Source organism: Jezberella sp. (assembly GCF_964834465.1).
This window is the reverse complement of the sequence record NZ_CBAZRM010000007.1, coordinates 1-24928: the sequence shown is the minus strand read 5'-3', so window position 1 is coordinate 24928 and position 24928 is coordinate 1. Positions and strand designations below refer to the sequence as shown.

General features: G+C 51.1%; 38 protein-coding genes. 5 read left to right on the top strand and 33 right to left on the bottom strand.

Annotated elements, in window-relative coordinates; all coding sequences use genetic code 11:
• Window positions 1-36: 36 nt before the first annotated feature.
• Together dsbD and cutA are read right to left on the bottom strand one after the other, a co-directional pair.
• Window positions 37-2034, bottom strand: a complete 1998-nt coding sequence (dsbD, locus tag AC1W8Y_RS06740) for a protein-disulfide reductase DsbD (RefSeq protein WP_482013705.1) — start codon at window positions 2032-2034, stop codon at window positions 37-39.
• Window positions 2034-2396 carry a divalent-cation tolerance protein CutA gene (gene cutA / locus AC1W8Y_RS06735; RefSeq protein ID WP_482013704.1) on the bottom strand — a complete coding sequence of 121 codons (363 nt, stop codon included), beginning with the start codon at window positions 2394-2396 and terminating at the stop codon, window positions 2034-2036. The genes dsbD and cutA overlap by 1 nt, the downstream gene beginning before the upstream one ends.
• Window positions 2397-2584: 188 nt before the next feature.
• On the opposite strand from cutA, the gene AC1W8Y_RS06730 reads away from it, so the two are divergent.
• The 4 genes from AC1W8Y_RS06730 to AC1W8Y_RS06715 are packed head-to-tail and all read left to right on the top strand — an operon-like array spanning window position 2585 to window position 6857.
• Window positions 2585-3874: a malonyl-CoA decarboxylase gene (locus AC1W8Y_RS06730; protein WP_482013703.1), complete on the top strand. Its 1290-nt coding sequence runs from the start codon at window positions 2585-2587 to the stop codon at window positions 3872-3874.
• A 44-nt stretch (window positions 3875-3918) separates the two neighbouring features.
• The gene (gene dctP, locus AC1W8Y_RS06725) at window positions 3919-4959 is read left to right on the top strand and encodes a TRAP transporter substrate-binding protein DctP (protein ID WP_482013702.1); all 1041 of its coding nucleotides are present in this window, start codon (window positions 3919-3921) and stop codon (window positions 4957-4959) included.
• 9 nt (window positions 4960-4968) lie between these two features.
• The gene (locus AC1W8Y_RS06720) at window positions 4969-5484 is read left to right on the top strand and encodes a TRAP transporter small permease (protein WP_482013701.1); all 516 of its coding nucleotides are present in this window, start codon (window positions 4969-4971) and stop codon (window positions 5482-5484) included.
• 2 nt (window positions 5485-5486) lie between these two features.
• Entirely contained in the window at window positions 5487-6857 is a 1371-nt protein-coding gene (locus tag AC1W8Y_RS06715; protein WP_482013834.1) for a TRAP transporter large permease, read from the top strand.
• Here AC1W8Y_RS06715 and AC1W8Y_RS06710 read toward each other — a convergent pair.
• From AC1W8Y_RS06710 to rplN, 19 genes are all read right to left on the bottom strand, one after another.
• Complete coding sequence (locus AC1W8Y_RS06710; protein ID WP_482013700.1) at window positions 6838-8502, bottom strand: NAD(P)/FAD-dependent oxidoreductase; 1665 nt, start codon at window positions 8500-8502, stop codon at window positions 6838-6840. The genes AC1W8Y_RS06715 and AC1W8Y_RS06710 overlap by 20 nt on opposite strands.
• 93 nt (window positions 8503-8595) lie before the next feature.
• Window positions 8596-8988 carry a 50S ribosomal protein L17 gene (rplQ, locus tag AC1W8Y_RS06705; RefSeq protein WP_482013699.1) on the bottom strand — a complete coding sequence of 131 codons (393 nt, stop codon included), beginning with the start codon at window positions 8986-8988 and terminating at the stop codon, window positions 8596-8598.
• A 104-nt stretch (window positions 8989-9092) separates the two neighbouring features.
• The gene (locus AC1W8Y_RS06700) at window positions 9093-10079 is read right to left on the bottom strand and encodes a DNA-directed RNA polymerase subunit alpha (protein WP_482013698.1); all 987 of its coding nucleotides are present in this window, start codon (window positions 10077-10079) and stop codon (window positions 9093-9095) included.
• Between the two features lie 119 nt (window positions 10080-10198).
• Window positions 10199-10822 (bottom strand): 30S ribosomal protein S4, encoded by a 624-nt coding sequence (gene rpsD / locus AC1W8Y_RS06695; protein ID WP_482013697.1) that lies wholly within the window; start codon window positions 10820-10822, stop codon window positions 10199-10201.
• A gap of 11 nt (window positions 10823-10833) precedes the next feature.
• Window positions 10834-11235: a 30S ribosomal protein S11 gene (rpsK, locus tag AC1W8Y_RS06690; protein ID WP_482013696.1), complete on the bottom strand. Its 402-nt coding sequence runs from the start codon at window positions 11233-11235 to the stop codon at window positions 10834-10836.
• A 13-nt stretch (window positions 11236-11248) separates the two neighbouring features.
• On the bottom strand, window positions 11249-11614 hold the full coding sequence (gene rpsM, locus AC1W8Y_RS06685) for a 30S ribosomal protein S13 (RefSeq protein ID WP_106227232.1): 366 nt from the start codon (window positions 11612-11614) through the stop codon (window positions 11249-11251).
• Between the two features lie 43 nt (window positions 11615-11657).
• On the bottom strand, window positions 11658-11771 hold the full coding sequence (gene rpmJ / locus AC1W8Y_RS06680) for a 50S ribosomal protein L36 (RefSeq protein WP_003805360.1): 114 nt from the start codon (window positions 11769-11771) through the stop codon (window positions 11658-11660).
• A 36-nt stretch (window positions 11772-11807) separates the two neighbouring features.
• A complete protein-coding gene (gene infA, locus AC1W8Y_RS06675; RefSeq protein ID WP_028816445.1) occupies window positions 11808-12026 on the bottom strand; it encodes a translation initiation factor IF-1 in 219 nt (72 codons plus the stop codon).
• Between the two features lie 9 nt (window positions 12027-12035).
• Window positions 12036-13361 (bottom strand): preprotein translocase subunit SecY, encoded by a 1326-nt coding sequence (gene secY / locus AC1W8Y_RS06670; RefSeq protein ID WP_482013695.1) that lies wholly within the window; start codon window positions 13359-13361, stop codon window positions 12036-12038.
• A gap of 13 nt (window positions 13362-13374) precedes the next feature.
• Window positions 13375-13815, bottom strand: a complete 441-nt coding sequence (rplO, locus tag AC1W8Y_RS06665; RefSeq protein ID WP_482013694.1) for a 50S ribosomal protein L15 — start codon at window positions 13813-13815, stop codon at window positions 13375-13377.
• Between the two features lie 11 nt (window positions 13816-13826).
• Window positions 13827-14012, bottom strand: a complete 186-nt coding sequence (rpmD, locus tag AC1W8Y_RS06660) for a 50S ribosomal protein L30 (RefSeq protein WP_482013693.1) — start codon at window positions 14010-14012, stop codon at window positions 13827-13829.
• A gap of 2 nt (window positions 14013-14014) precedes the next feature.
• Window positions 14015-14536 (bottom strand): 30S ribosomal protein S5, encoded by a 522-nt coding sequence (gene rpsE / locus AC1W8Y_RS06655; protein WP_482013692.1) that lies wholly within the window; start codon window positions 14534-14536, stop codon window positions 14015-14017.
• 15 nt (window positions 14537-14551) lie between these two features.
• On the bottom strand, window positions 14552-14917 hold the full coding sequence (gene rplR, locus AC1W8Y_RS06650; protein WP_482013691.1) for a 50S ribosomal protein L18: 366 nt from the start codon (window positions 14915-14917) through the stop codon (window positions 14552-14554).
• A 21-nt stretch (window positions 14918-14938) separates the two neighbouring features.
• On the bottom strand, window positions 14939-15472 hold the full coding sequence (rplF, locus tag AC1W8Y_RS06645) for a 50S ribosomal protein L6 (protein WP_482013690.1): 534 nt from the start codon (window positions 15470-15472) through the stop codon (window positions 14939-14941).
• A 10-nt stretch (window positions 15473-15482) separates the two neighbouring features.
• The gene (rpsH, locus tag AC1W8Y_RS06640) at window positions 15483-15878 is read right to left on the bottom strand and encodes a 30S ribosomal protein S8 (protein ID WP_482013689.1); all 396 of its coding nucleotides are present in this window, start codon (window positions 15876-15878) and stop codon (window positions 15483-15485) included.
• Window positions 15879-15888: 10 nt separating this feature from the next.
• Window positions 15889-16194 carry a 30S ribosomal protein S14 gene (rpsN, locus tag AC1W8Y_RS06635; protein ID WP_482013688.1) on the bottom strand — a complete coding sequence of 102 codons (306 nt, stop codon included), beginning with the start codon at window positions 16192-16194 and terminating at the stop codon, window positions 15889-15891.
• An 11-nt stretch (window positions 16195-16205) separates the two neighbouring features.
• Entirely contained in the window at window positions 16206-16745 is a 540-nt protein-coding gene (gene rplE, locus AC1W8Y_RS06630) for a 50S ribosomal protein L5 (RefSeq protein WP_482013687.1), read from the bottom strand.
• A 12-nt stretch (window positions 16746-16757) separates the two neighbouring features.
• Window positions 16758-17078, bottom strand: coding sequence for a 50S ribosomal protein L24 (gene rplX / locus AC1W8Y_RS06625; protein WP_482013686.1), 321 nt, complete (start codon window positions 17076-17078; stop codon window positions 16758-16760).
• A 9-nt stretch (window positions 17079-17087) separates the two neighbouring features.
• Window positions 17088-17456 (bottom strand): 50S ribosomal protein L14, encoded by a 369-nt coding sequence (gene rplN, locus AC1W8Y_RS06620; protein WP_106227221.1) that lies wholly within the window; start codon window positions 17454-17456, stop codon window positions 17088-17090.
• Between the two features lie 380 nt (window positions 17457-17836).
• Here rplN and AC1W8Y_RS06615 point away from each other — a divergent pair, with 380 nt between their 5' ends.
• Window positions 17837-19264 carry an NAD-dependent succinate-semialdehyde dehydrogenase gene (locus tag AC1W8Y_RS06615; protein ID WP_482013685.1) on the top strand — a complete coding sequence of 476 codons (1428 nt, stop codon included), beginning with the start codon at window positions 17837-17839 and terminating at the stop codon, window positions 19262-19264.
• Between the two features lie 70 nt (window positions 19265-19334).
• On the opposite strand, the gene rpsQ is transcribed toward AC1W8Y_RS06615, so the two are convergent.
• The 12 genes from rpsQ to AC1W8Y_RS06555 all read right to left on the bottom strand — a co-directional run.
• Window positions 19335-19616 carry a 30S ribosomal protein S17 gene (gene rpsQ / locus AC1W8Y_RS06610; protein ID WP_482013684.1) on the bottom strand — a complete coding sequence of 94 codons (282 nt, stop codon included), beginning with the start codon at window positions 19614-19616 and terminating at the stop codon, window positions 19335-19337.
• A gap of 1 nt (window position 19617) precedes the next feature.
• Window positions 19618-19809, bottom strand: coding sequence for a 50S ribosomal protein L29 (gene rpmC, locus AC1W8Y_RS06605; protein ID WP_482013683.1), 192 nt, complete (start codon window positions 19807-19809; stop codon window positions 19618-19620).
• A gap of 18 nt (window positions 19810-19827) precedes the next feature.
• Entirely contained in the window at window positions 19828-20244 is a 417-nt protein-coding gene (gene rplP, locus AC1W8Y_RS06600; RefSeq protein WP_482013682.1) for a 50S ribosomal protein L16, read from the bottom strand.
• A gap of 2 nt (window positions 20245-20246) precedes the next feature.
• Window positions 20247-21038 (bottom strand): 30S ribosomal protein S3, encoded by a 792-nt coding sequence (gene rpsC, locus AC1W8Y_RS06595; protein WP_482013681.1) that lies wholly within the window; start codon window positions 21036-21038, stop codon window positions 20247-20249.
• A 9-nt stretch (window positions 21039-21047) separates the two neighbouring features.
• Entirely contained in the window at window positions 21048-21377 is a 330-nt protein-coding gene (gene rplV / locus AC1W8Y_RS06590; RefSeq protein WP_106227215.1) for a 50S ribosomal protein L22, read from the bottom strand.
• A gap of 3 nt (window positions 21378-21380) precedes the next feature.
• Window positions 21381-21656 carry a 30S ribosomal protein S19 gene (rpsS, locus tag AC1W8Y_RS06585; protein ID WP_482013680.1) on the bottom strand — a complete coding sequence of 92 codons (276 nt, stop codon included), beginning with the start codon at window positions 21654-21656 and terminating at the stop codon, window positions 21381-21383.
• A gap of 11 nt (window positions 21657-21667) precedes the next feature.
• Window positions 21668-22495, bottom strand: a complete 828-nt coding sequence (gene rplB / locus AC1W8Y_RS06580; RefSeq protein ID WP_106227213.1) for a 50S ribosomal protein L2 — start codon at window positions 22493-22495, stop codon at window positions 21668-21670.
• Window positions 22496-22792 carry a 50S ribosomal protein L23 gene (gene rplW / locus AC1W8Y_RS06575; RefSeq protein ID WP_482013679.1) on the bottom strand — a complete coding sequence of 99 codons (297 nt, stop codon included), beginning with the start codon at window positions 22790-22792 and terminating at the stop codon, window positions 22496-22498.
• Entirely contained in the window at window positions 22789-23412 is a 624-nt protein-coding gene (gene rplD / locus AC1W8Y_RS06570) for a 50S ribosomal protein L4 (protein ID WP_482013678.1), read from the bottom strand. Before rplD ends, rplW begins: the two co-directional genes overlap by 4 nt.
• A gap of 3 nt (window positions 23413-23415) precedes the next feature.
• Window positions 23416-24105, bottom strand: coding sequence for a 50S ribosomal protein L3 (gene rplC / locus AC1W8Y_RS06565; protein ID WP_482013677.1), 690 nt, complete (start codon window positions 24103-24105; stop codon window positions 23416-23418).
• Window positions 24106-24372: 267 nt separating this feature from the next.
• The gene (rpsJ, locus tag AC1W8Y_RS06560) at window positions 24373-24684 is read right to left on the bottom strand and encodes a 30S ribosomal protein S10 (protein WP_003806903.1); all 312 of its coding nucleotides are present in this window, start codon (window positions 24682-24684) and stop codon (window positions 24373-24375) included.
• 96 nt (window positions 24685-24780) lie between these two features.
• Window positions 24781-24928 (bottom strand): EF-Tu C-terminal domain-related protein (locus AC1W8Y_RS06555; protein ID WP_482013833.1); only part of this gene is annotated, 148 nt, incomplete at its 5' end.

The following is a 24928-nucleotide window of genomic DNA, read 5'->3' as shown; positions in this document are numbered from 1 at the left end:
TGATGGATACCTTATCGATTCGCCCGGCCAACTGAATTATTTCAGCAAGCGGTCCAGTGTGTTACTAAAGCGCGCAGCATCTTGAAATCCGATGACCCGAATGTCTTGCCTCTGTTGGCCGCCTTTCGAAAAAAACATGATGCCCGGTGGTCCGAAAAGACTGAATCGCTTGAGTAACTCTCTATCTTGAACATCATTGGCCGTCACATCTGCTTGTAACAAAAGCATCTGCTCGAGCTTTTGCGATACCGTCGGATCAACGAACGTCAGCGCCTCCATCTCTTTGCAAGAGACACACCAGTCGGCATAAAAATCCAGCATGACAGGTGTCTGTGATTGCGCCAACAGCACGTCAAGCTCTTTGACAGACTTGATTCGTCGAAATTTTACTGGTGTACTGTTTGCACTGGTTAGTCTAGCGGTGCTCGTTGCTTGGCCATCACCCAACAGACTTTGCTTGGCTGAGCTGGGGATATTCACCTCGTTAACTGCGCTGGGTCGTGATACTTCCAAGGTCGATACTGGTTTTGCGGCCAAATGCGCGAGTGGGGAAAGCAAGGACCGCCCGCCACTCGCCACGCCAATTAGCCAGATCAAGCTCACTGCGGCCAACAGCAGGCCTAGGGTTTTGCTCAACACTTTCGTGAAATACTTTCGATGATGGCTGACAGGGGTCAGGGGCAACGCATCAAACGTTCGCAATAAGACCGCTGCGAAAAGGGCCAGGGCAGCGCAACCGATGATCTGCAAAGCAATTGGCAATAGTGGTGTGATCATCCACCAGGCGGTCGCCAACAACAGCACCCCAAAAAACTGTTTGACACCATCCATCCAGGCACCGGCCTTCGGCATCAGCTTTCCAGCAGAGGCACCCATCGCTAATAGCGGCACCCCCATCCCCCAAGCCATGGCGAATAAAGCAGCCCCGCCCAGCACAACATCGCCTGTCTTCGAGATGTAGAGCAACGCACCGGCCAGGGGAGCCGCCACACAGGGGCCAACCACCAGCGCTGACAGCGCACCCATGACGAACGCCGCCATCAGGCGCCCTCCGCGCAGAGATGACTGATGCTCGGTTAATTTTGTTTGAACACTGGAAGGCATCTGAAACTGGAACACGTCAAACATCGCCAGCGACAAGCCAACGAGAAGCAACGCAAATAACGTCAGAACCCAAGGCGTTTGCAACCATCCCGCCAAGCCCGCCCCACTTAAACCAGCAGCGACCCCCAGCAGGGTATAAATCACAGACATGCCCGTGACATAAGCCAAGGAAAGCAGCAAACCTCGTCCTCGGCTGGCCCTCTGGTGCCGAGTATCACCCAGTATCACCGCAGAGAGAATCGGCACCATGGGTAAGACGCAAGGCGTCAAGGAAAGCAAAACACCCATCACAAAAAACAGCAGTGCGATTTCAAACAAACCGCTGGAAGCTAGCAAGCTGGCTAAACTGATGTCATCAGCACCAAATAACAAGTCACCCCAATTTGTGTTGAACCAATTATTTGCAGCGGCATTGTCGAGGTGATCCAACACAACATAGGTAGTTAAGTCTGGTGCGGCCGTTAGTTTGATCAAAAAGTCCATCGGCGGATAGCAAAGCCCGGCTGTCGCACAGCCTTGTCCCGTTACTTTTAGTGTGAACGGGACGGGCGTTGTACCTTTAGGCCAGGCGGCGATTGGCAAGCGAATGGGCAATTCGTTGAAATACAACTCCATGTCCTGGTTAAACGTGGGGTCATGTTTGATTTTGCCGGCTGGGAAGTTGGGCTCGCCTAACTGAACCGATTGCTGCACGCTGTCAGGCTCAATCGCAAAGCTAAACCGCGAGCGATACATGTAATAGTTTTTTGCGATGGCAAAGTTAAGTCTGACGGTCTGTGGTGATTCTATGGTAGCGGTTACGACGAACGCTTTTTCTGGCTCAAGAAAATCCGCTTCAGCGGCTCGCACGATAGCCCATGCGGATGAAACAAACATCATGATCGCCAACAGCCATGGTGATATTGATCGAGTTATCTGAGCGATACGCATTAAATGTCAGCCTTGGGGTCAATCGGGGATTTTGTAGCGTCAGCGACCCATTCAAGATAAGGGGTGTAACCGCCAATGACTGGGATGACAATGGCCTCTGGAATGTCATAAGGGTGAAGTTCGGCGATTCTCTTGATCAGTCTCTCACACTGCAATCGTGTTGTTTTAATGGTCAGGGGGATCTCGTTGGCGGCTTGAACCTCGCCCTCCCAGGGATAAACCGACAAAACTGTTGCGCCCAAGTTGATACAGGCTGCTAGCCCCTCTTCGATCAGCACGTGAGCAATTCGCTTAGCCAACAATAAGTCTGGTGCCGTGGTCAAAACCAGCAAAACATCCGCACTCATCGGTTCTGTCACCATCACTATCCACCGGGTCAAGGATTTACTTAGAGATTTGCAAAAAAACAAAACCGCAGACACGTATTGTATCGGTAGCAGCTAGCAATCTCTAAGGGGATACCCTAGTTTGAGATGTTTCATCGAGATCACACTGTCATCAAAGCGTAGAATCTTCTGCTGACTTCCAGATGCTTTGAAAAGGCAATTGCATGACCATTTTGCAAAAAATTGCGCAAGCTCGCTCTTTATCGAGGGCAGTAACAGCTGCAACGAAGTTATTGTCAGAGCGTGGCGAATCCAATAGCGCAAGTATGGCCAATGAGTTACTCACCTGTTATAAAAATCTGGCCGATGATCAAAAAGCAGTCTTCTTGGCGAATATTGCCAGTCAATTCAATCCCGATCCGACTGCGGTCACAGAGGCCGCACAACAGTATGCTGCCAAACCATCTGCTAAAAGCCTCATCGCCTTGACCAAGGTTGCTGAGCCACCGCGTCAAGAGCTACTGCGTCGCATCAACCGTAGCCCCGGCGGCACGGTGGGTCTCTTGGGTATGCGCCGTGACCTGTTGAAGTTGTTAAGTAAGTCGCCTGAGCTGGCGGCCGTTGATTATGACCTGCGCCATTTGTTGCAGTCGTGGTTTAACCCGGGCTTTCTCAAAATGCACCAGGTTGACTGGCGCTCACCAGCACTGATTTTAGAAAAAATCATTCAGCACGAAGCCGTCCATGAAATTGACGGGTGGGATGATTTGCAACGCCGCCTAAAACCCGATCGTCGGTGTTTTGCATTTTTTCACCCACAGATCCCTGACACGCCACTCATCTTTGTTGAGGTTGCGTTAGTGCAAGAAATCCCTGCAGCCATTGGGCCATTGGTGGATAAAAAATCAGCGATTTCCTCAGCGAACAATCCCCGCGTCGCGGTTTTCTATTCGATCAGTAACTGCGAACCAGGCCTTCGCGGTGTGTCGATGGGCAATTTTTTGATTAAACGCGTCGCCGAACATCTCAAGGCTGAGTTTGATTCGTTACGGACCTTTGTCACGTTATCGCCCATTCCGGGTTTCATGGACTGGGTCATTGGCGGTGCCAAGATTGGTGAGACTTCCTCAAAACTGGCCATCCCTCAGAAAATTGATAAATCGCTAGAGACGCTGAACCTGAGAAAGCAATCATGGCCTGAAAGGTTGTCAAACGGTTGGGCCCCCGAAACCGCTACTGCGATCGAGCGAGAGGCGCTCGAATCCCTTTGTTCAATTTATTTAATGTTTGTGACTCAAGAAAAGCACGGTAATCCGGTGGCGAAGTTCCACCTGAGCAATGGGGCAAAGTTAAACCGTATTAATTGGGCGGCAGACTTATCCAAAAAGGGATTACGGCAATCGGCTGGGTTGATGGTGAATTATCTTTACGATCTGGCCACTGTCGAAGAGAACCATGAGAAATTCACTCATGGCGAAATTATTTCATCGCGCCTCGTTAGCAGGCTTGTTTAACCTCAAGAACACCGTTCGCTACGAATAAAAAGGGCAATAACAATATGAAACATCTGCAATCTATTGATCGCGTTCGTCGTCAACTTTTACTGGGCGCAGCGGCGTTGCCTTTCGTTGGCGACAGGCTCGCTTTAGCGCAAGCGGCAGGTACCAATCTAAAAATATCTCACCAGTTTCCCGGTGGCACCATCGACGAAGGTGATTTTCGTGACCGCCTTGTCAGACGTTTTGCGCAAGCGGTAGAAAGCCGTTCAAATGGCGAGATCAAATTTCAGATTTACCCAGGTTCTTCGTTGATGAAGGTCAACTCGCAGTTCAGTGCCATGCGAAAGGGCGCTCTCGATCTGTCTCTGTTTCCTATTCCCTACGCGGGTGGTGAAGTGACTGAAACCAATATCGGTTTAATGCCTGCGCTTGTCACTAGTTATGAACAGGCCGCTAAATGGAAGACGGCCGATGTCGGTGCGATGTTCAGCAAATTGCTGGCTGACAAAGGGATCGTGATCTTGAGTTGGATTTGGCAAGCAGGTGGCGTGGCGAGTCGTGGGAAAGCCTTGGTGAGCCCCGATGATGCTAAAGGGTTAAAGGTGCGAGGTGGTAGTAAAGAGTTCGACATGATGCTCAAGGATGCCGGTGCATCTGTCATTTCTTTGCCCTCCAGTGAGATCTATGCAGCCATGCAAACGGGCGCGATGGACGCTGCCTTTACTTCATCGACAAGCTTTATCTCGTTCAAGCTTGAAGAGCTCGCAAAAAATTACACTGGCGCGCAAGATAAGTCTTACTGGTTCATGCTCGAACCTTTGATCATGTCGAAAAAGATTTTTGATGCGTTGCCTAAAGAGCAGCGCGATTTGTTGATGGCCGTCGGAACCGAGATGGAATTGTTTGGTTCAGTTGAGGCGAAAAAGGACGACGTCGTGGCGGGACAAATCTACCAAAAAGCGGGTGCCAAGGTGTATTCACTCGATGAGGCAACCATTTCGAAATGGCGCGAAATTGCAACACGCACGGCCTGGAAGGACTTCAGCGACCGCAATGACACCTGCGCGGCCCTGATGAAGGCCGCCCAACAGCTGATTTGATTATTTCTGATGAACATCCTCTCCTTTGTACAAGGGTTAGTCTCGTACATTAATCGCTTGATGGTGCTGCTGGGTTCTTGTGGGCTTGCTGCTGCTGCGCTGATCCTCAGCTATTCCGTTGTTTCACGCTCACTGTTTAACGCAACGACGGATTGGCAAGATGAGGCGGCAGTATTCTGCCTTGTCGGGGTGACTTTTCTGAGCGCTGCCTTCGTGCAGGAGCGACGTAATCATATTGGCATCTCTGCGCTCGCAGACCTCTTACCACGTGCCTTAGAGAAGCTCAGGCTCTTTATGATTGATTTGGTGAGCGCTGTTTTCTGTAGTTTCTTTGCCTGGAAGTCTTGGACACTTTGGCACGAAGCCTGGGTCGATGGTCAGGTGACGTCATCCACGTGGGGGCCTCCGCTCTCGATTCCATATGGTTTGATGGCCGGTGGGATGTCCTTGCTGTGTGTTCAATTATTGTTGCAAACGCTCGGTCATCTTTTCGGTGCGACCCCAACCGTTGCTAAGGGGCACTGATGATGTCGATATTATTGATGGGTTTTCTGTTCGTCGCGGTGACCCTCATCGTGATGTTCTCAGGCATTCCGATCGCTTTTGCGTTGGGTACGGTTGCATTGATTTTCATGACATGTTTCATGCCAGCAGCATCACTGGATATCGTGACGCAAAACGTGTACGAAGAGATGGCCAGCATCACCTTACTTTCCATACCGCTGTTCATCTTGAAAGGGGCAGCGATTGGCCGCTCTCGGGCCGGACAAGATCTTTACGGAGCACTCCACGCGTGGCTAGGCAAAGTGCCAGGTGGGTTGGGGGTGGCTAACGTTTTGGCGTGTGCTTTGTTCGCTGCAATGGCGGGGTCTAGCCCAGCCACTTGCTCAGCCATTGGCAGCGCTGGTATTCCAGAGATGCGTAAACGGGGCTACTCACCCGGTTTTGCGGCTGGCATCATCGCGGCAGGCGGCACTCTCGGGATCTTATTACCCCCGTCTATCACCATGATTTTGTATGCAGTTGCTGCTGAGCAATCTCTCGGACGATTGTTCCTTGCAGGTATTGGCCCCGGCGTGATGCTGGTGGCGCTGTTTTCTATCTACACCGTTTGGCAGTTCAGACAGCAATATCGAAAGGCTCAGACTGAGGTGCGGTCAGCTGGCGCAGATGCACCAGTGCCCGCTATTTTGTTATCAGAGTCTTATTCGCGTGAGCAAAAACTGTCATATCTACCTCGGGTGTTGCCGTTTTTGCTGTTGCTTACCGGGGTCATGGTGGCGTTGTATGGTGGTCTTGCTACCCCGTCCGAAACCGCCGGGTTGGGTGCGGTGCTTGCGTTTGTGCTGATCGGCGTTATTTATCGTCTGTGGCGGGTTCGCGATTTGAAGCCGATGTTTGAGGCGACGATTAAAGAGTCAACGATGTTGATGTTTATTATCGGCATGTCTTTGCTGTTTTCAAACGTGATGAGCGACCTTCACCTGAGCCAGTCTGCTGCTGAGTGGATCGTCGCATTGAACCCCTCTCGGTGGGTGCTGCTTGCCGCCGTGCTGTTGTTGGTGATCGTGCTGGGCTTCTTCTTACCGCCCGTCTCCATCATTTTGATGACGGCGCCCATCATCCTCCCACCCTTGAGGGCGGCAGGTTTTGATCTGGTCTGGTTTGGTGTTGTGATGACCATCGTCATGGAGACTGGTTTGATTCACCCACCTGTGGGTTTGAATATCTTTGTGATCAAAAATATCGCACCGGATATTCCCTTGCGTGACATTATTTGGGGAATTGTGCCGTTTGTGATTATTATGCTGCTGTCCGTCGTGGTGTTGTGTTTTGTGCCTCAGATTGTCACTGCACTTCCCGATGCCGTGATGAGCGTTACTGCGACGAAGCATTAGCAAGAATATCGAGGGCGACGGCCTCAGCCACTTTGATGCCGTCCACCCCTGCTGACAGGATACCGCCTGCGTAGCCTGCGCCTTCTCCAGCAGGGTAAAGTCCCTGTGTGTTGACACTTTGATAGTTGGCCCCACGTGTTATTCGCAGGGGCGCAGAGGTTCTTGTCTCAACCCCGGTCAACACGGCATCATGCATAGAGAAACCTTTGATTTGTTTTTCAAACGCGGGGATAGCTTCACGCAACGCCTGAATCGCGTAGCCTGGGAGACAGTCTGACAAGTCAGTTAAATGCACCCCTGGTTTATAGGACGGCGTAACGCTACCCCATTGAGTTGAAGCGCGACCAGCCAGAAAGTCACCTACCAGTTGGCCTGGCGCTTCGTAGGTCGAACCGCCCAACTCAAAGGCTTTCGACTCTATCTGGCGTTGAAACGCGATTCCAGCCAAGGGCCCACCTGGATAATCCTCTGGAGACACGCTGACGACAATGCCGGCGTTAGCGTTTCTTTCATTTCGTGAGTATTGACTCATCCCATTGGTGACCACACGATTGGGCTCAGACGTAGCTGCCACCACGGTGCCGCCTGGGCACATGCAAAAGCTGTAAACCGCTCGCCCATTGCTCGCATGATGTACCAGTTTGTAATCTGCCGCGCCGATGATTTTGTTGCCTGCATGCGGGCCTAGTCTTGCGCTGTCGATCATGGATTGGGGGTGCTCGATGCGAAAGCCGACTGAAAATGGCTTGGCCTCCATGTAGATACCGGCGGTATGCAATATTTCGAAGGTATCCCTTGCACTATGGCCGAGCGCCATGACCACATGGGTTGCCTCGATCGTTTCACCACTCTCTAGTTCAACCGCTTGAATCTTGCGATCCTTAACGACCACGTTAACCACTTTTTGAGAAAAACGTATCTCTCCGCCCAGAGAAATGATCTCTGCTCTCATTTTCTCAACGATACCCACGAGTCTGAAAGTACCAATATGCGGCTTTGCAACATATAGGATTTCTTCTGGTGCACCTGCTTTGATAAATTCTTGAATAACTTTACGACCATAAAACTTTGGGTCTTTGATTTGGCTGTATAGCTTGCCATCAGAAAACGTGCCAGCACCACCTTCACCAAATTGGACGTTGGACTCTGGATTCAGCACATTCTTGCGCCACAATCCCCAAGTATCTTGAGTGCGCTCTCGAACAGGCTTACCGCGCTCAAGCACGATAGGCTTAAACCCCATCTGGGCCAGCAATAGTGCGGCAAATATGCCGCATGGTCCGAAGCCCACAACAACAGGCCTCGCCCTGTTTGACCTTGCTGTCGAATGTGGGGTGTCAGAGGGCGTTGCTGTTACACGTGTGGGTGCTTGAGCCACAAAGTGATAAGTGGTGTCGGGGCTGGGTTTAATATGAATATCGTCGACAAAATGGGCGAGTGTCGCTGTTTCGACGTCAGTTTCAACGCGCGCATCCAAGGTATATGTCAGGGTCAGCTTTGTATTCTTGCGGGCGTCGTAGCTGCGCTTAAAAATATCAAAACCCAACAATTGATGTTTTTTGATTTTTAGGCGAGCGAGCAGGGCAAGTTCAAGCGCCTCTGGCGCATGGTCAATCGGTAGTCGCAATTCAGTGATGCGGATCATGATGTACCGAGATCCTGAAAGAAAAAGGCCCTACTGGATATTCAGCAGGGCCTTTTTTGGTGATGGCTTAATAACCTGCTGGTAAGTGAGCAGTTACTCAGCAGCGTTGTCAACAACTTCGCCAATTTCTGGGCGATCGACCAGCTCCATAAATGCCATCGGGGCGTTATCGCCCTGACGGAAACCCATCTTCAGCACACGTGTGTACCCACCATTTCTGGCCGCATAACGTGGACCAATTTCAGCGAATAACTTAACCACCACGTCGCGGTCGCGCAACCGTGCGAAGGCCAAGCGCTTGTTGGCCAAAGTGGGAGCCTTGCCGAGCGTGATCAGAGGCTCAACAATACGACGCAACTCTTTTGCTTTTGGCAACGTGGTCTTGATTGCTTCGTGAGTAAGCAGCGCAACAGCCATATTGCGAAACATCGCAAGACGATGGCTGCTGGTGCGATTTAGTTTACGTAATCCATTACCGTGACGCATGATGACTTCCTTTAAATCTTGAATCGTGAAGGGTGGCAAGCCACCCGGAATTTTTGCCGGATCTTCTATCAGTAAACTGCGGTCCGGTTGGTACTAGCACTAAATTACGGCCGCTCGAGACCCATGGGTGGCCAGTTTTCGAGCTTCATACCCAAGGTCAAACCACGGGCAGCCAACACTTCTTTGATTTCATTGAGTGACTTACGACCCAGATTTGGTGTCTTCAACAATTCATTTTCTGAACGCTGAATCAAATCACCAATGTAATAAATATTTTCGGCCTTCAAACAGTTGGCGGAACGCACTGTCAACTCGAGATCATCCACTGGACGCAACAGGACTGGATCCACCTGAGGCGCGCCGCGCGATGGGATCTCGTAGGAGTCACCCGCGCCTTCAAGCGCAGCAAACACAGAAATCTGATCCATCAGGATACGGGCAGATTGACGCACTGCCTCTTCAGGGGAAATCACGCCGTTCGTTTCGACATCAAGAATCAATTTGTCCAGGTCGGTGCGCTGCTCAACGCGTGCGCTTTCGACTGAATAACTGACACGACGAACTGGACTGAACGATGCGTCAAGCACAATACGGCCAATGGTGTGGGCACGATCGTCGATCAGCGCACGCACATTGCCGGGTACATAGCCGCGGTTCTTTTCAACCTTGATTTGCATCTCAAGCTTGCCGGACTCTGTCAACGTCGCAATGACTTGATTAGGATTGATAATCTCTACGTCGTGTGGCAGTTCGATATCTGAGGCCAGCACAACGCCCGCGCCTTGCTTGCGCAACACCAGCGTCACGTCATCGCGGGTGTGCAGTTTGAAGACAACGCCCTTCAAATTCAGCAGAATATCAACAACGTCTTCGCGAACACCCGCTATCGTTGAGTACTCGTGAACCACACCGGTGATCTGTACTTCAGTGGCTGCGTAGCCTGACATTGAAGACAACAAGATGCGGCGTAACGCATTACCCAGCGTATGACCGTAGCCGCGTTCAAAGGGCTCCATGACGATTCTGGCATGGTGAGTACCGACTGGTTCGACTTCGATCGAACGTGGCTTCAGAAAACCTTGTGTTGACATGCTTTTTTCCTTTTCAATACCCTCGGCTCGTTACACCGATAAGGCTGACACTAAAATGAGTTTGGCGATCCGGCTTCAACCAGATCGCCCTTCTAACAATCAAACGGCAAAGCAACCGATTAACGTGAATACAATTCGACGACCATCGACTCGTTAATATCACGAGCCACGTCGGCGCGGTCAGGCGCTTGTTTGAATGTACCAGTCAATTTGGCCGAGTCCACCTCGCACCATTGAGGGATGCCGTTACCACTCGCCAAATCCATCGATTCGCGAATACGCGCTTGCCCTTTCGATTTTTCACGAACGGCGACGATATCACCGGACTTGATCAGCATCGAAGGGATATCAGCGGTGTGACCGTTGAGTTCAATCGCGCGGTGCGTCACCAACTGGCGAGCCTCAGCCCGTGTCGAGCCAAAGCCCATGCGATAGACAACGTTATCCAGACGCGACTCAAGCAACTGAATCAACTGTTCACCAGTGTTGCCCTTGCGGCGCTCAGCTTCAGCAAAATATTTACGAAACTGCTTTTCGAGCACGCCGTACATACGCTTGAGCTTTTGCTTTTCGCGCAATTGCAGACCGTAATCAGACGTACGAGCACCAGAAGTGCGGCCATGCTGACCTGGTTTCGAATCCAGTTTGCACTTAGAGTCGAGCGTGCGACGTGCACTCTTTAGAAACAAATCAATACCCTCGCGACGCGAGAGTTTGCATTTGGGACCTGTGTAACGGGCCATTTGGCTTCCCCTTAAATACGACGACGCTTAGGCGGACGGCAACCATTATGCGGAATAGGCGTGATATCGGCAATGCTCGAGATCTTGATACCTAACGCATTGAGCGCACGAACAGATGATTCACGACCTGGGCCAGGGCCCTTGATCCGAACCTCTAATGTTTTGATACCACATTCAATCGCCACTTTACCGGCAGTTTCCGCAGCGACCTGAGCTGCAAACGGGGTCGACTTACGTGAACCCTTGAAGCCAGCGCCACCTGACGTTGCCCAGGACAGTGCATTGCCTTGGCGATCAGTAATGGTGATGATTGTGTTGTTGAAGGATGCATGGACGTGAGCAATCCCGTCCGACACATTCTTTTTAACTTTTTTACGGACGCGATTAGCGCCACTAGCAGAAGCTTTAGCCATCTTCTAATCCTTTTTATTTCTTCAGGCTTGCAGCAGCGCGACGCGGTCCCTTACGGGTGCGGGCGTTGGTGCGAGTGCGTTGGCCGCGGACTGGCAGGCCGCGCTTATGGCGCATACCGCGGTATGTCCCGAGATCGATCAATCGCTTGATCGACAGCTGCACTTCACGACGCAAGTCGCCTTCAACCGCAAACACACCTACGTGTTCACGGATGCGCTCCAGCTCTGCGTCGGTAAGATCTTTGACCTTTTTTGAAAAGGGCACACCAGCGGCTTCGCAAATTTTGCGTGAGCGAGTGCGTCCGATACCAAAAATGGCGGTCAAGCCGATCTCAGCGTGCTGATGCGGCGGAATGTTGATGCCAGCTATACGGGCCATGACTGTTCCTTGATGTAATACGTTGCGCTGTTGCTAAACAAAATTAGCCCTGACGCTGTTTATGCCGCGGATCGGTGCAAATCACTCGCACCACACCGTGACGTTTAATAATCTTGCAGTTGCGGCAGATCCGCTTAACTGATGCCATTACTTTCATGGTTCTGACTCCTGTTTTCCTTCCGTTACCCGACCGCTATTTCGAGCGGAACACAATTCTGGCGCGCGTCAAGTCATAGGGCGTTAACTCCACTGTGACTTTGTCGCCCGGCAAAATCCGGATGTAATGCATACGCATCTTGCCAGATATATGCCCCAAAACCACGTGGCCGTTTTCTAACTTGACACGAAACGTTGCGTTGGGGAGATTCTCTAGAATCTCTCCTTGCATCTGAATGACGTCGTCCTTTGACATTGTTCTCGCTTATCTCATTGGTAGATTCTGGCTCTTGAAGTTCGCCTTCTTGAGCAATGAATCGTACTGGTGAGACATCATGTAGGCCTGAACCTGTGCCATGAAGTCCATCGTTACTACAACAATAATCAGCAAAGAAGTGCCACCAAAATTGAAGGGTACATTCCAACGCATGACTAAAAATTCGGGTACTAAACAAACTAAGGTGATGTAGATAGCGCCAGCTAAGGTCAATCTCATCAAAATTTTGTCAATGAACTTTGCAGTTTGCTCACCAGGGCGAATGCCAGGCACAAAAGCGCCGCTCTTTTTCAAGTTATCCGCTGTTTCTCTGCTATTGAATACAAGCGCGGTATAGAAAAAGCAGAAGAAAATGATTGCAGTGGCATAAAGCGTAATGTAGAGCGGTTGCCGAGGCGCCAAAGCGGCAGCAATATCACTCAGCCAACGCATGTTCTCGTTGTTAGAGAACCAGCTTGTAATCGTCGCTGGAAACAAAATAATCGACGATGCAAAAATTGGTGGAATAACACCCGCCATATTCAATTTCAATGGCAAGTGAGACGTCTGGCCACCATAAATTTTGTTGCCAACCTGACGCTTCGCATAATTGACTGTGATCTTACGCTGACCACGTTCTACCAACACCACAAAACCAGTCACGAACACGATCAGGGCGATGATAAAGAGCGCTGACAATGGTGACATTGCATTCGTTCTAACCAACTCAAGCAACCCAGCAAGTGCGTTCGGTAGACCTGCGACAATCCCGGCGAAAATCAAAATCGATATCCCGTTGCCCAAGCCACGTTCAGTAATTTGTTCTCCAAGCCACATGACGAACATCGTGCCAGTCACCAAGGTAACAACTGTCGTGATGCGAAAGAACATCCCAGGGTCGATAACCAAATTGGGCTGCGACTCAAGAGCAATTGAAATACCGACCGCTTGCACCAACGCAAGCAACACGGTTCCATAACGGGTGTACTGAGTAATCTTGCGTCGACCAGCCTCACCCTCTTTCTTGATCGCTTCGAGAGAAGGTAAAACCACCGACATCAGCTGCATAATGATGGATGCAGAAATATAGGGCATGATGCCAAGCGCAAAGACTGAAAATCTTGACAACGCACCGCCAGAAAACATATTAAACATACCTAGGATGCCGCCTTGATTCTGGCGAAACAAGTCAGCCAGTGCATCAGGGTTGATCCCAGGAACAGGGATATGAGTCCCTGCGCGATAGACGACCAAAGCGAGCACCAAGAAAACGAGACGGCGCTTCAAGTCGCCGAACCGCTGTCCTGTTGCCTTAGGTGTCTGTGCTGTTGCCATTATCTAATCCGTCTTAAGCTAATGAGCCACCCGCTGCTTCGATCGAAGCACGCGCGCCAGCCGTTGCACTGATACCCTTCAGGGTAACTTTGCGTGACAGTTCACCAGACTTAAACACTTTCACAAACTTCACTTGTGTGCCAACGACGTTAGCTTGCTTTAACACTTGCACGTCAATCTCGTCCACAGGTAAAGCCTGCAAATCCGACAAACGAACTTGGGCGTACAAATGATCGTCGAGCGTCACAAAGCCACGTTTTGGCAAACGGCGTTGCAAAGGCATTTGACCGCCTTCGAAACCAACTTTGTGGAAACCACCTGAGCGTGACTTCTGGCCTTTATGGCCTCGGCCCGCTGTTTTACCAAGGCCTGAGCCAATGCCACGACCCACGCGCCGTTTTGCGTGAGTAGAACCTTCGGCAGGCTTGATCGTATTGAGTTGCGTAATCGACATGGTTATTCCTTTCAGGCCTCTGAAACCTTAACGAGGTAATCAACCTTGTTGATCATCCCGCGGACTTCAGGTGTATCCACCAGCACTTTGCTGCTGTTCACTTTATGCAAGCCCAGACCACGAACTGTCGCTCTGTGATCTTGCTTGGTACCGATGGTCGATTTGACCAGGGTGACTTTAATTTGTTTCTGAGCCATGATTAACCCAAGATCTCTTCAACAGTTTTGCCGCGTTTGGCAGCAACTTCTGATGGGGTGTGTGAAGCACGCAAACCGTTTAAAGTTGCGCGTACCATGTTGTACGGATTGCTCGAGCCAAGGCTCTTAGCCACAACGTTGCGAACGCCCATGACTTCAAAAATTGCACGCATCGGGCCGCCAGCGATCACGCCAGTACCTTCTGCTGCGGGCGATATCAAAACCGTCGCTGCACCATGTTTGCCAACAACCGTGTGGTGGACCGTACCGTTCTTGAGCGTGACTTTGAACAATTCACGACGCGCCTGTTCCATTGCTTTTTGTACTGCAACAGGTACTTCACGGGCCTTACCTTTACCCATACCGACTCGCCCGTCGCCATCGCCGACGACGGTCAGCGCCGCAAAACTCATGGTGCGACCGCCCTTCACGACTTTAGTGACGCGGTTAACCGCAATCATCTTTTCGCGAAAGCCGTCATCCCGTTCTTCTTGAGCGTTTTTACCCTGTGCTTTAGTAGCCATTTGACGAATCCTCGCTTAAAACTTCAGACCGGCTTCACGCGCGGCATCGGCCAGGGCTTTAATACGCCCGTGGTAACGGAAACCAGAACGATCAAACGCCACCAGCTCAATGCCAGCTGCCTTTGCCTTCTCGGCCACACGCTTGCCCACCAATGAAGCAGCGTTGGCATTGCCACCGCGACCCGACTGACCAGCCAGCTCTTGACGCACTTCTGCTTCGACGGTTGAGGCCGAAACCAGCACGCGATCGCCTTCTGGCGAAATGATGTTTGCGTAAATGTGCAAATTCGAACGGAAAACCTGGAGGCGATGTACTCGCAACTCTGCAATTTTCTTGCGTGTCGGAATTGCACGACGCAAACGGGAAATTTTCTTGTCCATGATGTTTCCTTGTTTGCGCGATTATTTCTTTTTGGTTTCTTTGATGATGACACGCTCGTCGAAGTAGCGTACACCTTTGCCCTTGTAGGGCTCTGGTGGACGATACGCGCGAATCTCTGCCGCCACTTGACCAACCACTTGCTTGTTCGAGCCTTTCAGAATAATTTCTGTTTGGGTCGGACATTCTGCCTTGATGCCGGCAGGCATTGGATGGACAACATCGTGTGAAAAACCAAGCTGAAGCTTAATCGCATCGCCTTGGATGGCTGCGCGATAACCCACACCAACCAGGGTCAACTTACGCTCAAACCCTTTGCTGACACCGGTCACCATATTGGCCACCAGCGCACGCAATGTACCTGACATTGCTTTCGCTTGACGAGAATCATTAGCAACGATAAACGACAATTTGCCGCCATCTTCGTTGACGATGACATCGCCGGTTAATGCTTGAGTCAAAGAACCAAGAGGCCCTTTAACAGTAATGTTGTCTGCCTGAATGCTGGCCTCAACACCCTTGGGCAATTCGACTGGATATTTAGCAATACGTGACATTTGGTTCTCCTTAGGCCACGTAGCACAACACTTCGCCGCCGACGCCATTGGCGCGAGCTTTGCGATCGGTCATGACGCCGCGGGAGGTAGACACGATTGCAACGCCCAAGCCATTCATGACCTGAGGAATGCTGCCGTGCCCTTTATAGATACGCAAGCCAGGACGCGAGACACGTTCAATCCGTTCGATCACAGGGCGACCGGCGTAATATTTCAACGTAATTTCGAGTTCCGGTTTTTGTTCGGTACCCTTGATTTTGAAGCTATCGACGTAACCTTCATCCACCAGCACAGCAGCAATAGCCGCCTTGAGCTTAGAGGAGGGCATGGTCACTGCGGGCTTATCTACCTGCTGCGCATTACGAATGCGTGTCAGCATATCGGCGATTGGATCGCTCATGCTCATAATTATTCTCCTACCAGCTAGCTTTGGTCATGCCGGGGATTTCACCCTTCATAGCCAATTCGCGTAGTTTCATACGGCCAAGACCGAACTTGCGGAATACACCGCGTGCACGACCCGTGATTGCGCAGCGATTACGCTGGCGTGATGGACTCGCGTTGCGAGGCAACGCTTGTAATTTCAGACGCGCGTCATAACGCTCTTCGTCAGACTTGGACTGATCGTCGACAATTGCCTTGAGGGCAGCGCGCTTAGCGGCAAATTTCTCTACCGTTTTGGTGCGCTTGATGTCGCGATTGATCATTGAAAGTTTTGCCACGTTTGCGCCCCTTAGTTGCGGAACGGGAAGCTAAACGCTGTCAATAGCGCCTTTGCTTCTTCGTCGGTCTTGGCGGAGGTGGTGATGCTGATGTTCATCCCACGCAGCGCGTCAATTTTGTCGTATTCGATTTCAGGGAAAATGATTTGTTCCTTGACACCGACGTTGTAATTGCCACGGCCATCAAACGCACGCCCCGAAATACCACGGAAGTCACGAACACGCGGCAATGCCACAGAGACGAGACGATCGAGGAATTCGTACATACGCTGACCGCGCAATGTCACCATACAACCGATTGGATAGTTTTCACGGATTTTGAAGCCGGCAATCGCTTTCTTCGTTTTGGTAATCACTGGCTTTTGACCAGCAATTTTGGTCAGGTCATTGACTGCGTGGTCGATAACTTTCTTATCGGCAACGGCTTCTGACACACCCATATTCAAAGTGATCTTAGTGATGCGTGGCACTTGCATTGAGCTTTTGTAACCAAATTGCTCTGTCAGCTGGCCAACGATCTTGTTTTGATAGAGTTCTTGAAAACGAGACATTTATTTGGCCCCTTACGCTTTCGCGCCAACGACATCGCCGCTGGATCGATAGATGCGAACTTTACGACCGTCGACTTCTTTAATGCCTACGCGATCGGCCTTGCCTGTCGCAGGATTAAACAAACCAATGTTCGAGATATGAATAGGCATTGTCTTATCGATAATGCCACCAGCCACGCCTTGCATTGGATTTGGGCGCGTATGCTTTTTGACGACATTGATACCCTCGACCAGCACGTGGTCCGCATCAACGCGAGAGAGCACAGTGCCACGGCGCTTTTTATCGCGCCCTGTCAAGACGATAACCTCATCACCTTTACGAATTTTTTCCATGATGGCTCCTTACAGGACTTCAGGGGCCAGTGACACGATCTTCATGAACTTCTCGCCACGCAACTCACGCGTGACAGGTCCGAAGATACGAGTGCCAATTGGCTCGAGTTTGGCGTTGAGCAATACAGCCGCATTGCCGCCGAACTTAATCAGCGAACCGTCTTTGCGACGAACGCCTTTAGCTGTACGAACAACAACGGCGTTATAGATTTCGCCTTTTTTAACGCGCCCGCGTGGAGCAGCGTCTTTAACGGTTACCTTGATAACGTCGCCGATAGAGGCATAACGGCGCTTAGAACCACCGAGCACCTTGATACACATCACAGAGCGTGCACCGGTGTTATCGGCCACGTCTAGCGTGGTCTGCATTTGGATCATGATTTTTCCTGTTCCAACTTAGTAAAATGAATGTGCTTGCTTATCAAACACGCCCAAGTCACCAGTTTTGGTCCCGTCAGACGCCACACGGCGCCCTGGGTTGAAATCTGTTAACTTACTTTTCTGTTTCGCTTTTCAATTTTGCCAAGCGATTCAGGAAAGTCCACCAGTATATACCGCAAATATTTATTATGCAAGCGAATTGCCCGACTAAGTTGATATCTGTGGGATATGGACATCAAATTGCCCTGAAGGATTGCCGCCTTGGCAGTGGGCAGGTATCAAATAATGTCTCAGGTCGCCTGAGATAGCGAGTTTTGTTTCCCTGTACACTAAGCAACGGTTTTTTTACGTGCAATCACTCGCCTACAGGAATCCTCATGTACCAGAACTTATCGCTGTACATCAACGGAGAGTTTATCTCCGGTGACGGCAGAAAAATGCAAGATGTCATTAATCCGGCCACCCAAGAATTACTCGGGCAGCTGCCCCACGCGAGTGAAGCGGATCTCGAACACGCACTAAAGTCTGCACAAAAGGCCTTTGAAACATGGAAGGTTTCTTCGCCGATGGAACGTTCAGCTATTTTGCGCCGTGTCGGACAGCTAACCCGCGATAGAGCACAAGAGATTGGCCACAATATGACCCTCGATCAGGGCAAACCACTTGCGGAGGCCGTTGGTGAGGTTGTTGGCTGTGCTGATCACTGTGATTGGCACGCCGAAGAATGCCGCCGCATTTATGGGCGTGTCGTCCTGCCTCGGTCTGCAAATGTGCGCCAACTCGTGCTGAAAGAGCCCATCGGGGTCTGCGTTGCCTTTACTCCCTGGAATTTTCCGTATAACCAGGCCATCCGCAAGATTGCAGCTGCTATCGGGGCAGGCTGCACGGTGGTTCTAAAGGGCCCTGAAGATGCGCCGAGTGCGGTCATGGCCATTGCACAGATGTTTCATGATGCGGGCCTACCACCTGGTGTGCTGAACATCGTGTGGGGCGAGCCGGCGAAGGTTTCTGATTATTTAATCCGGTCACCTATTTCACGCAAGGTATCGTTCACGGGCTCGGTCCCGGTTGGTAAGCTTTTGGCTGGTTTGGCGGGTGCTCACATGAAGCGGGTCACCATGGAGCTTGGTGGTCATTCTCCCGTGCTGGTCTTCGATGACGCTGACATCGATCGTGCTGCGACCATGCTGGCGAACTTTAAGATTCGCAACGCGGGTCAAGTTTGTGTCTCGCCAACTCGCTTTTACGTTCAAAAGCCGGTATATGACAAGTTCTTGGCAAAGTTTACCGATGTACTCAAATCCATTAAGGTTGGCAATGGTTTAGAGGCCGGTGTTCAGATGGGGCCCTTGGCACACGAGCGTCGCATTCCAGCACTTAGTCGCTTTGTTGAAGATGCCCGACAACGCGGTGGTGAAGTGGTCATTGGTGGCGACCCGTTAGGGGGTAAAGGGTTTTTCTTTCCACCCACGGTTATTACTGGTTTAAAAGATGATGCAATGTTGATGACCGAAGAGCCGTTTGGTCCGATTGCGCCTGTCGTGTCATTTTCGGACGTTAACGAAGTATTGACGAGAGCCAATAGTTTACCGTTCGGTTTGTCCTCTTACGTGTTTACCAATTCGCTTCAAACTGCGACGAAGGTGTCCAATGCACTAGAGTCAGGCATGGTCAACATCAATCACTTCGGTAGCGCTTTACCTGAAACACCATTCGGTGGTGTTAAGGATAGCGGCATTGGTAGTGAGGGTGGGGCAGAGACATTCGATGCGTATCTCGTCACCAAGTTTGTGACTCACGTGTAAATGACGTAGCCAAAAAAAAAGCGACTGCTTAAAAGCCAGTCGCTTTTTTATGATATCAACCGCTTTGTCATTAAATGACGCGAGCAGCCTCGATCAAACGTGTCGCAGTCCAGGATTTAGAACGCGAAATAGGGCGACCCTCGGCAATCTCAACGGTATCGCCTTCGTTGTACTGATTGGTCTCGTCGTGCGCCTTGTACTTGGCAGACCGCATCACAATCTTACCTAATACAGGATGCTTAACGCGGCGCTCGACCAGCACAACAATGGTTTTATCCATTTTGTTGCTGACGACTTTACCAACTAAGGTACGTTGACGCTTAGCGGGTGTTGCTGTTTGGGCTTGGGTCATATTAATTTCCCGCCTTTTCAGTCAATAGCGTACGAACGCGAGCAATATCGCGACGGACGTTACGGATCTGGCTGTGGTTAGTCAACTGCTGAGTCGCTTTCTGCATACGCAGACCAAACTGAGCTTTCAGCAGGCTTTCGAGTTCTTGACCGAGCTCGACGGCTGTTTTTGTACGAAGTTCGCTGGCTTTCATTTCGATTCCTTTTTAACCTTAGGCACCGATGTGACGCGAAACGACGGTGGTAGCAATCGGCAACTTAGCCGCTGCGAGACGGAAAGCCTCACGCGCCAGTTCTTCGCTTACCCCATCCAGCTCGTACAGCACCTTGCCGGGTTGAATTTCTGCAACCCAATATTCTGGATTACCTTTACCGTTACCCATACGCACTTCCGCAGGTTTCTGCGAAATTGGCTTATCGGGGAAGATACGAATCCAGATTCGTCCGCCGCGCTTAATGTGGCGGTTAATTGCACGACGTGCCGATTCAATTTGACGAGCCGTCAAACGACCACGACCGGTTGCTTTCAAGCCAAATTCACCGAACGAAACGTTCGCACCACGAGTTGCTAAGCCAGTATTACGGCCTTTTTGCTCTTTACGATATTTCCTGCGTGCTGGTTGCAGCATGCTTATTCTCCTTCGGGCGCCGGTGCGGCGTCAGTCTTGCGAGGTGCACGAACACGACCGGCAGGGCGCGCAACGCGGGCACCTTCTGGCTTGTCGCCACGGGGTGCACGGCGTGGACGACGCTCTTCTTCACGAGGAGCGGCCGTTTCGACGGGCAACTCGCCATTTGCAAGCATATCGCCTTTATAGACCCACACTTTGATGCCGATCACACCGTAAGTGGTATGGGCTTCAGAAGTACCGTAGTCAATATTGGCACGTAGTGTATGAAGTGGTACCCGACCTTCGCGATACCACTCAGTGCGAGCGATCTCAATGCCGTTCAAACGACCAGCACTCATGATCTTGATACCCTGAGCACCCATACGCATCGCATTTTGCATCGCACGCTTCATTGCACGGCGGAACATGATACGTTTTTCGAGCTGTTGCGAAATCGAATCAGCAATCAGCTGAGCATCTGTTTCAGGCTTGCGAATTTCTTCGATGTTGACGTGAACTGGCACGCCCATCAAACGTTGCAAGTCTGCCTTCAGACCTTCGATATCCTCACCACGCTTACCAATCACCACGCCTGGGCGTGCCGAATAAACAGTGATGCGTGCGTTCTTAGCAGGACGTTCGATAACAACACGTCCAACTGAAGCCGCCTTAAGCTTTCTTTTCAGGTATTCGCGAACGCGGATGTCGGAGACAAGCATGCCACCGAAATCTTTATCGTCTGCGTACCATTTAGAGCCCCAATTACGTGTGACCGCAAGACGGAACCCAATCGGGTGAATTTTCTGACCCATCGTGACTCCTTAGGCTCCGACCTTCACAGTAATGTGGCAGGTCTGTTTTTCGATCTGGTTACCGCGGCCTTTGGCCCTAGCGGAAAAGCGCTTCATTGACTCTGCTTTGTCCACGTAAATCGTGGTGACTTTAAGCTCGTCGATATCGGCGCCGTCATTGTGCTCAGCATTTGCGATTGCTGATTCAACAGCTTTCTTCAGAATGCCTGCAGCCTTCTTGTTTGTGAAGGTAAGGATGTTCAAAGCCTGAGCAACAGATTTGCCACGAATCAAATCAGCGACGATTCGTGTCTTTTGCGCAGAAATATGCACCCCACGGATAATGGCAGTGGTTTCCATTTCTTACCTCTTGGCCTTTTTGTCGGCAGCGTGACCCTTGAACGTACGGGTCAGCGCGAATTCGCCGAGTTTGTGGCCTACCATGTTCTCGTTAACGTAAACGGGAACGTGTTGACGACCATTATGCACCGCGATGGTCAACCCAATAAATTCGGGAAGAATCGTGGACCGACGCGACCAAGTTTTGATCGGCTTTTTACCCTTTTCAGCGACAGCAGCCTCGATCTTCTTGATCAAGTGTGCGTCGACGAATGGGCCTTTCTTGACTGAACGTGACATGATTCGCCCTCTTATTTACGCTTGCGGCGCTGGACGATCATATTGCTCGTCCGCTTATTGCTGCGGGTCTTATAACCCTTAGCTGGGGTACCCCATGGGCTGACTGGCACGCCACCCTCACCGGTACGACCTTCACCACCACCGTGCGGATGATCAACCGGGTTCATGGCAACGCCACGCACCGTCGGACGAATACCGCGCCAACGAACCGCACCAGCTTTACCGATCTGACGCAGACTGTGTTCTTCGTTGCCTACTTCACCGATAGTGGCACGGCATTCAATATGAACACGACGAACCTCACCAGAGCGCAGACGCACCTGAGCATACGTGCCCTCACGAGCCAGCAGAACCGCAGAAGCACCCGCCGATCGCGCCATTTGAGCGCCCTTGCCAGGCATCAACTCGATACAGTGAATCGTTGTACCAACTGGGATGTTGCGGATTGGCAGGGTGTTACCTGCACGAATGGGCGCTTCTATCCCAGAGATCAACGTCGCGCCAACCGCGAGGCCGCGGGGAGCAATGATGTAACGCCGCTCGCCGTCCGCATAACACAACAGTGCAATGTGCGCGGTCCGGTTCGGATCGTATTCAAGGCGCTCTACCTTTGCGGGTATACCGTCTTTGTTACGACGAAAATCCACAATACGGTAATGCTGCTTATGACCACCGCCGCGATGACGTACGGTGATGTGGCCGTTGTTGTTACGCCCTGAGCCGCGAACTTGTTTTTCAAGCAAAGGCGCAAACGGTGCACCCTTGTGCAAGGTCGGAGTAACGACCTTAAGCATCCCACGCCGACCAGGCGAAGTTGGCTTAACTTTTAAGAGAGCCATTTAGTTCACCTCCGCGAGGTTAATTTCTTGGCCGTCTTTGAGCGAAACATACGCTTTCCGCTCGTGACGACGACGTCCCATGAAGCGACCAAAGCGCTTGACTTTGCCCTTGCGATTGAGCACCTGCACTGAGTCAACCTCTACTTTGAACAACAGTTCAACAGCAGCTTTGACTTCTGGCTTCGTTGCATCAGCGATCACGCGAAAGGCGACTTGATTGTTCTTTTCAGCGACCATCGTGGCTTTTTCAGTCACGATAGGGGCCAAAATGATTTGCATTAAACGATCGTTGTTCATCCCAGCATCTCCTCGAGTTGCGCGATCGCCGTCTTGGTGATCAACAATCTCTTGTAATGGATCAATGACAACGGGTCGGCGTAGCGCGGCTCGACAACAGCAACATGCGGCAAATTGCGCGTTGCAAGGTAGACATTTTCGTCAACCGAATCAGTAATAATCAGCACAGAGTCAACCAAACCCATGCTTTTCAACTTATCTGCTGCCAGCTTCGTTTTTGGTGACTCAAGCGTGAACGAATCAACAATTGAGATTCTGTCTTCACGGGCGAGCTGAGAAAGAATCGAACGGATACCCGCGCGATACATCTTCTTGTTCACCTTTTGGCTGAAATTCTCTTCAGGTGAGTTCGGGAATATCCGACCACCCCCACGCCACAAAGGCGAAGACGTCATACCGGCACGAGCACGCCCAGTACCTTTTTGACGGAAAGGCTTTTTCGTCGAGTGATGAACCTCAGCACGATCTTTCTGTGCACGATTACCAGAGCGCGCATTCGCTTGGAAGGCAACAACAATCTGGTGAACCAGTGCTTCGTTGAAGTCACGGCCGAAAATCGTATCGGGTGCTGCAAACGTCGATGAAGATTGACCTTGGTCATTCAGGAGCTTGATATCCATGACTTAGGCTCCTTTCTTTGCGGGGGCCTTGATGGCCGGGCGCACAACGATGTCGCCACCTGCATAGCCAGGAACAGCGCCCTTAACCATCAGAAGACCACGCTCGGCGTCAACACGGACAACATCGAGGTTTTGAACGGTACGCGTGTCATCACCGAGGTGACCAGACATACGCTTACCAGGGAAAATACGACCAGGATCTTGGGCTTGACCAATCGAACCAGGCACGCGGTGCGAACGGCTGTTACCGTGAGACGCGCGTTGCGATTTGAAGTGGTGGCGCTTGATCGTGCCAGCGAAGCCCTTACCGATTGTGGTACCGGTAACGTCGACTTGTTGGCCAGCCTCAAAGACGCTTTCCACTGAAACCACGCTACCTGGCGTGAATTCAGCAGCGCGAGCTGGATCGAGACGGAATTCTTTTAAGATGCTGCCAGCCTCTACACCAGCTTTGGCGTAGTGGCCCGTTTGCGGTTTGGCTACACGTGAGGCGCGGCGCGTACCGTAAGCAACTTGGACAGAGGCGTAGCCGTCTGACTCAAGTGACTTCACTTGGGTGACACGATTGTTCGATACATCCAGCACTGTTACGGGGATGGATTCACCATCCTCCGTAAAAATACGGGTCATACCGACCTTGCGGCCCACAAGCCCTAGCCGATGCGCGGCAGGCGTGGTTGTCGATTTCGACATCGTTTTTCTCCGGGGTTGGACCCCAATTCCCGACTTCGATTGGTCGGGGCTGATAAAACCCTAGCTTTCGCCGGGCGCTCATATACTGCATGAACTTTTGTTGCCTCTAACTTGATAGGGTCAACAGTCCTTTTGTGATTTTAAAGCTTTGTCACTGTTATCGTGCTATTTTGCGCACGATTTTACAGCGAAGCCTTGCATTCTAGCACTGTTATTTGTTAGTTGACAAGCGTTTGCTATTTTCAAACGCGTGATAAGCAACAAATTTTATTGCAGTGCAATTTCGACATCGACACCTGCTGGTAAGTCGAGACGCATTAACGCATCAACCGTCTTATCTGTCGGATCCACAATATCCATCAGGCGTTGATGGGTGCGGATTTCAAACTGGTCACGAGACGTCTTGTTGACGTGTGGCGAACGCAGAACGTCGTAACGACGAATGCGTGTCGGCAGTGGCACTGGGCCACGAACTACAGCACCCGTACGCTTTGCAGTGTCAACGATTTCAGCAGCCGATTGGTCAATTAACTTGTAATCAAAAGCTTTGAGACGGATGCGGATTTTTTGATTTTTCATGACGATTCCAAAAGAGCGATAAAGAACAACTTTTTACGTGCATTGCTTGATGTCACCATTGGCCAGCGCTTTGCTGGCCAATGTGTTTCTATCAATTTACTTCAGAATTTTAGCAACGACGCCTGCACCCACGGTACGGCCACCTTCGCGGATAGCGAAACGCAGACCTTCTTCCATGGCGATTGGGTTGATCAACTTGACCACCATCGAGACGTTATCGCCTGGCAGAACCATTTCTTTATCT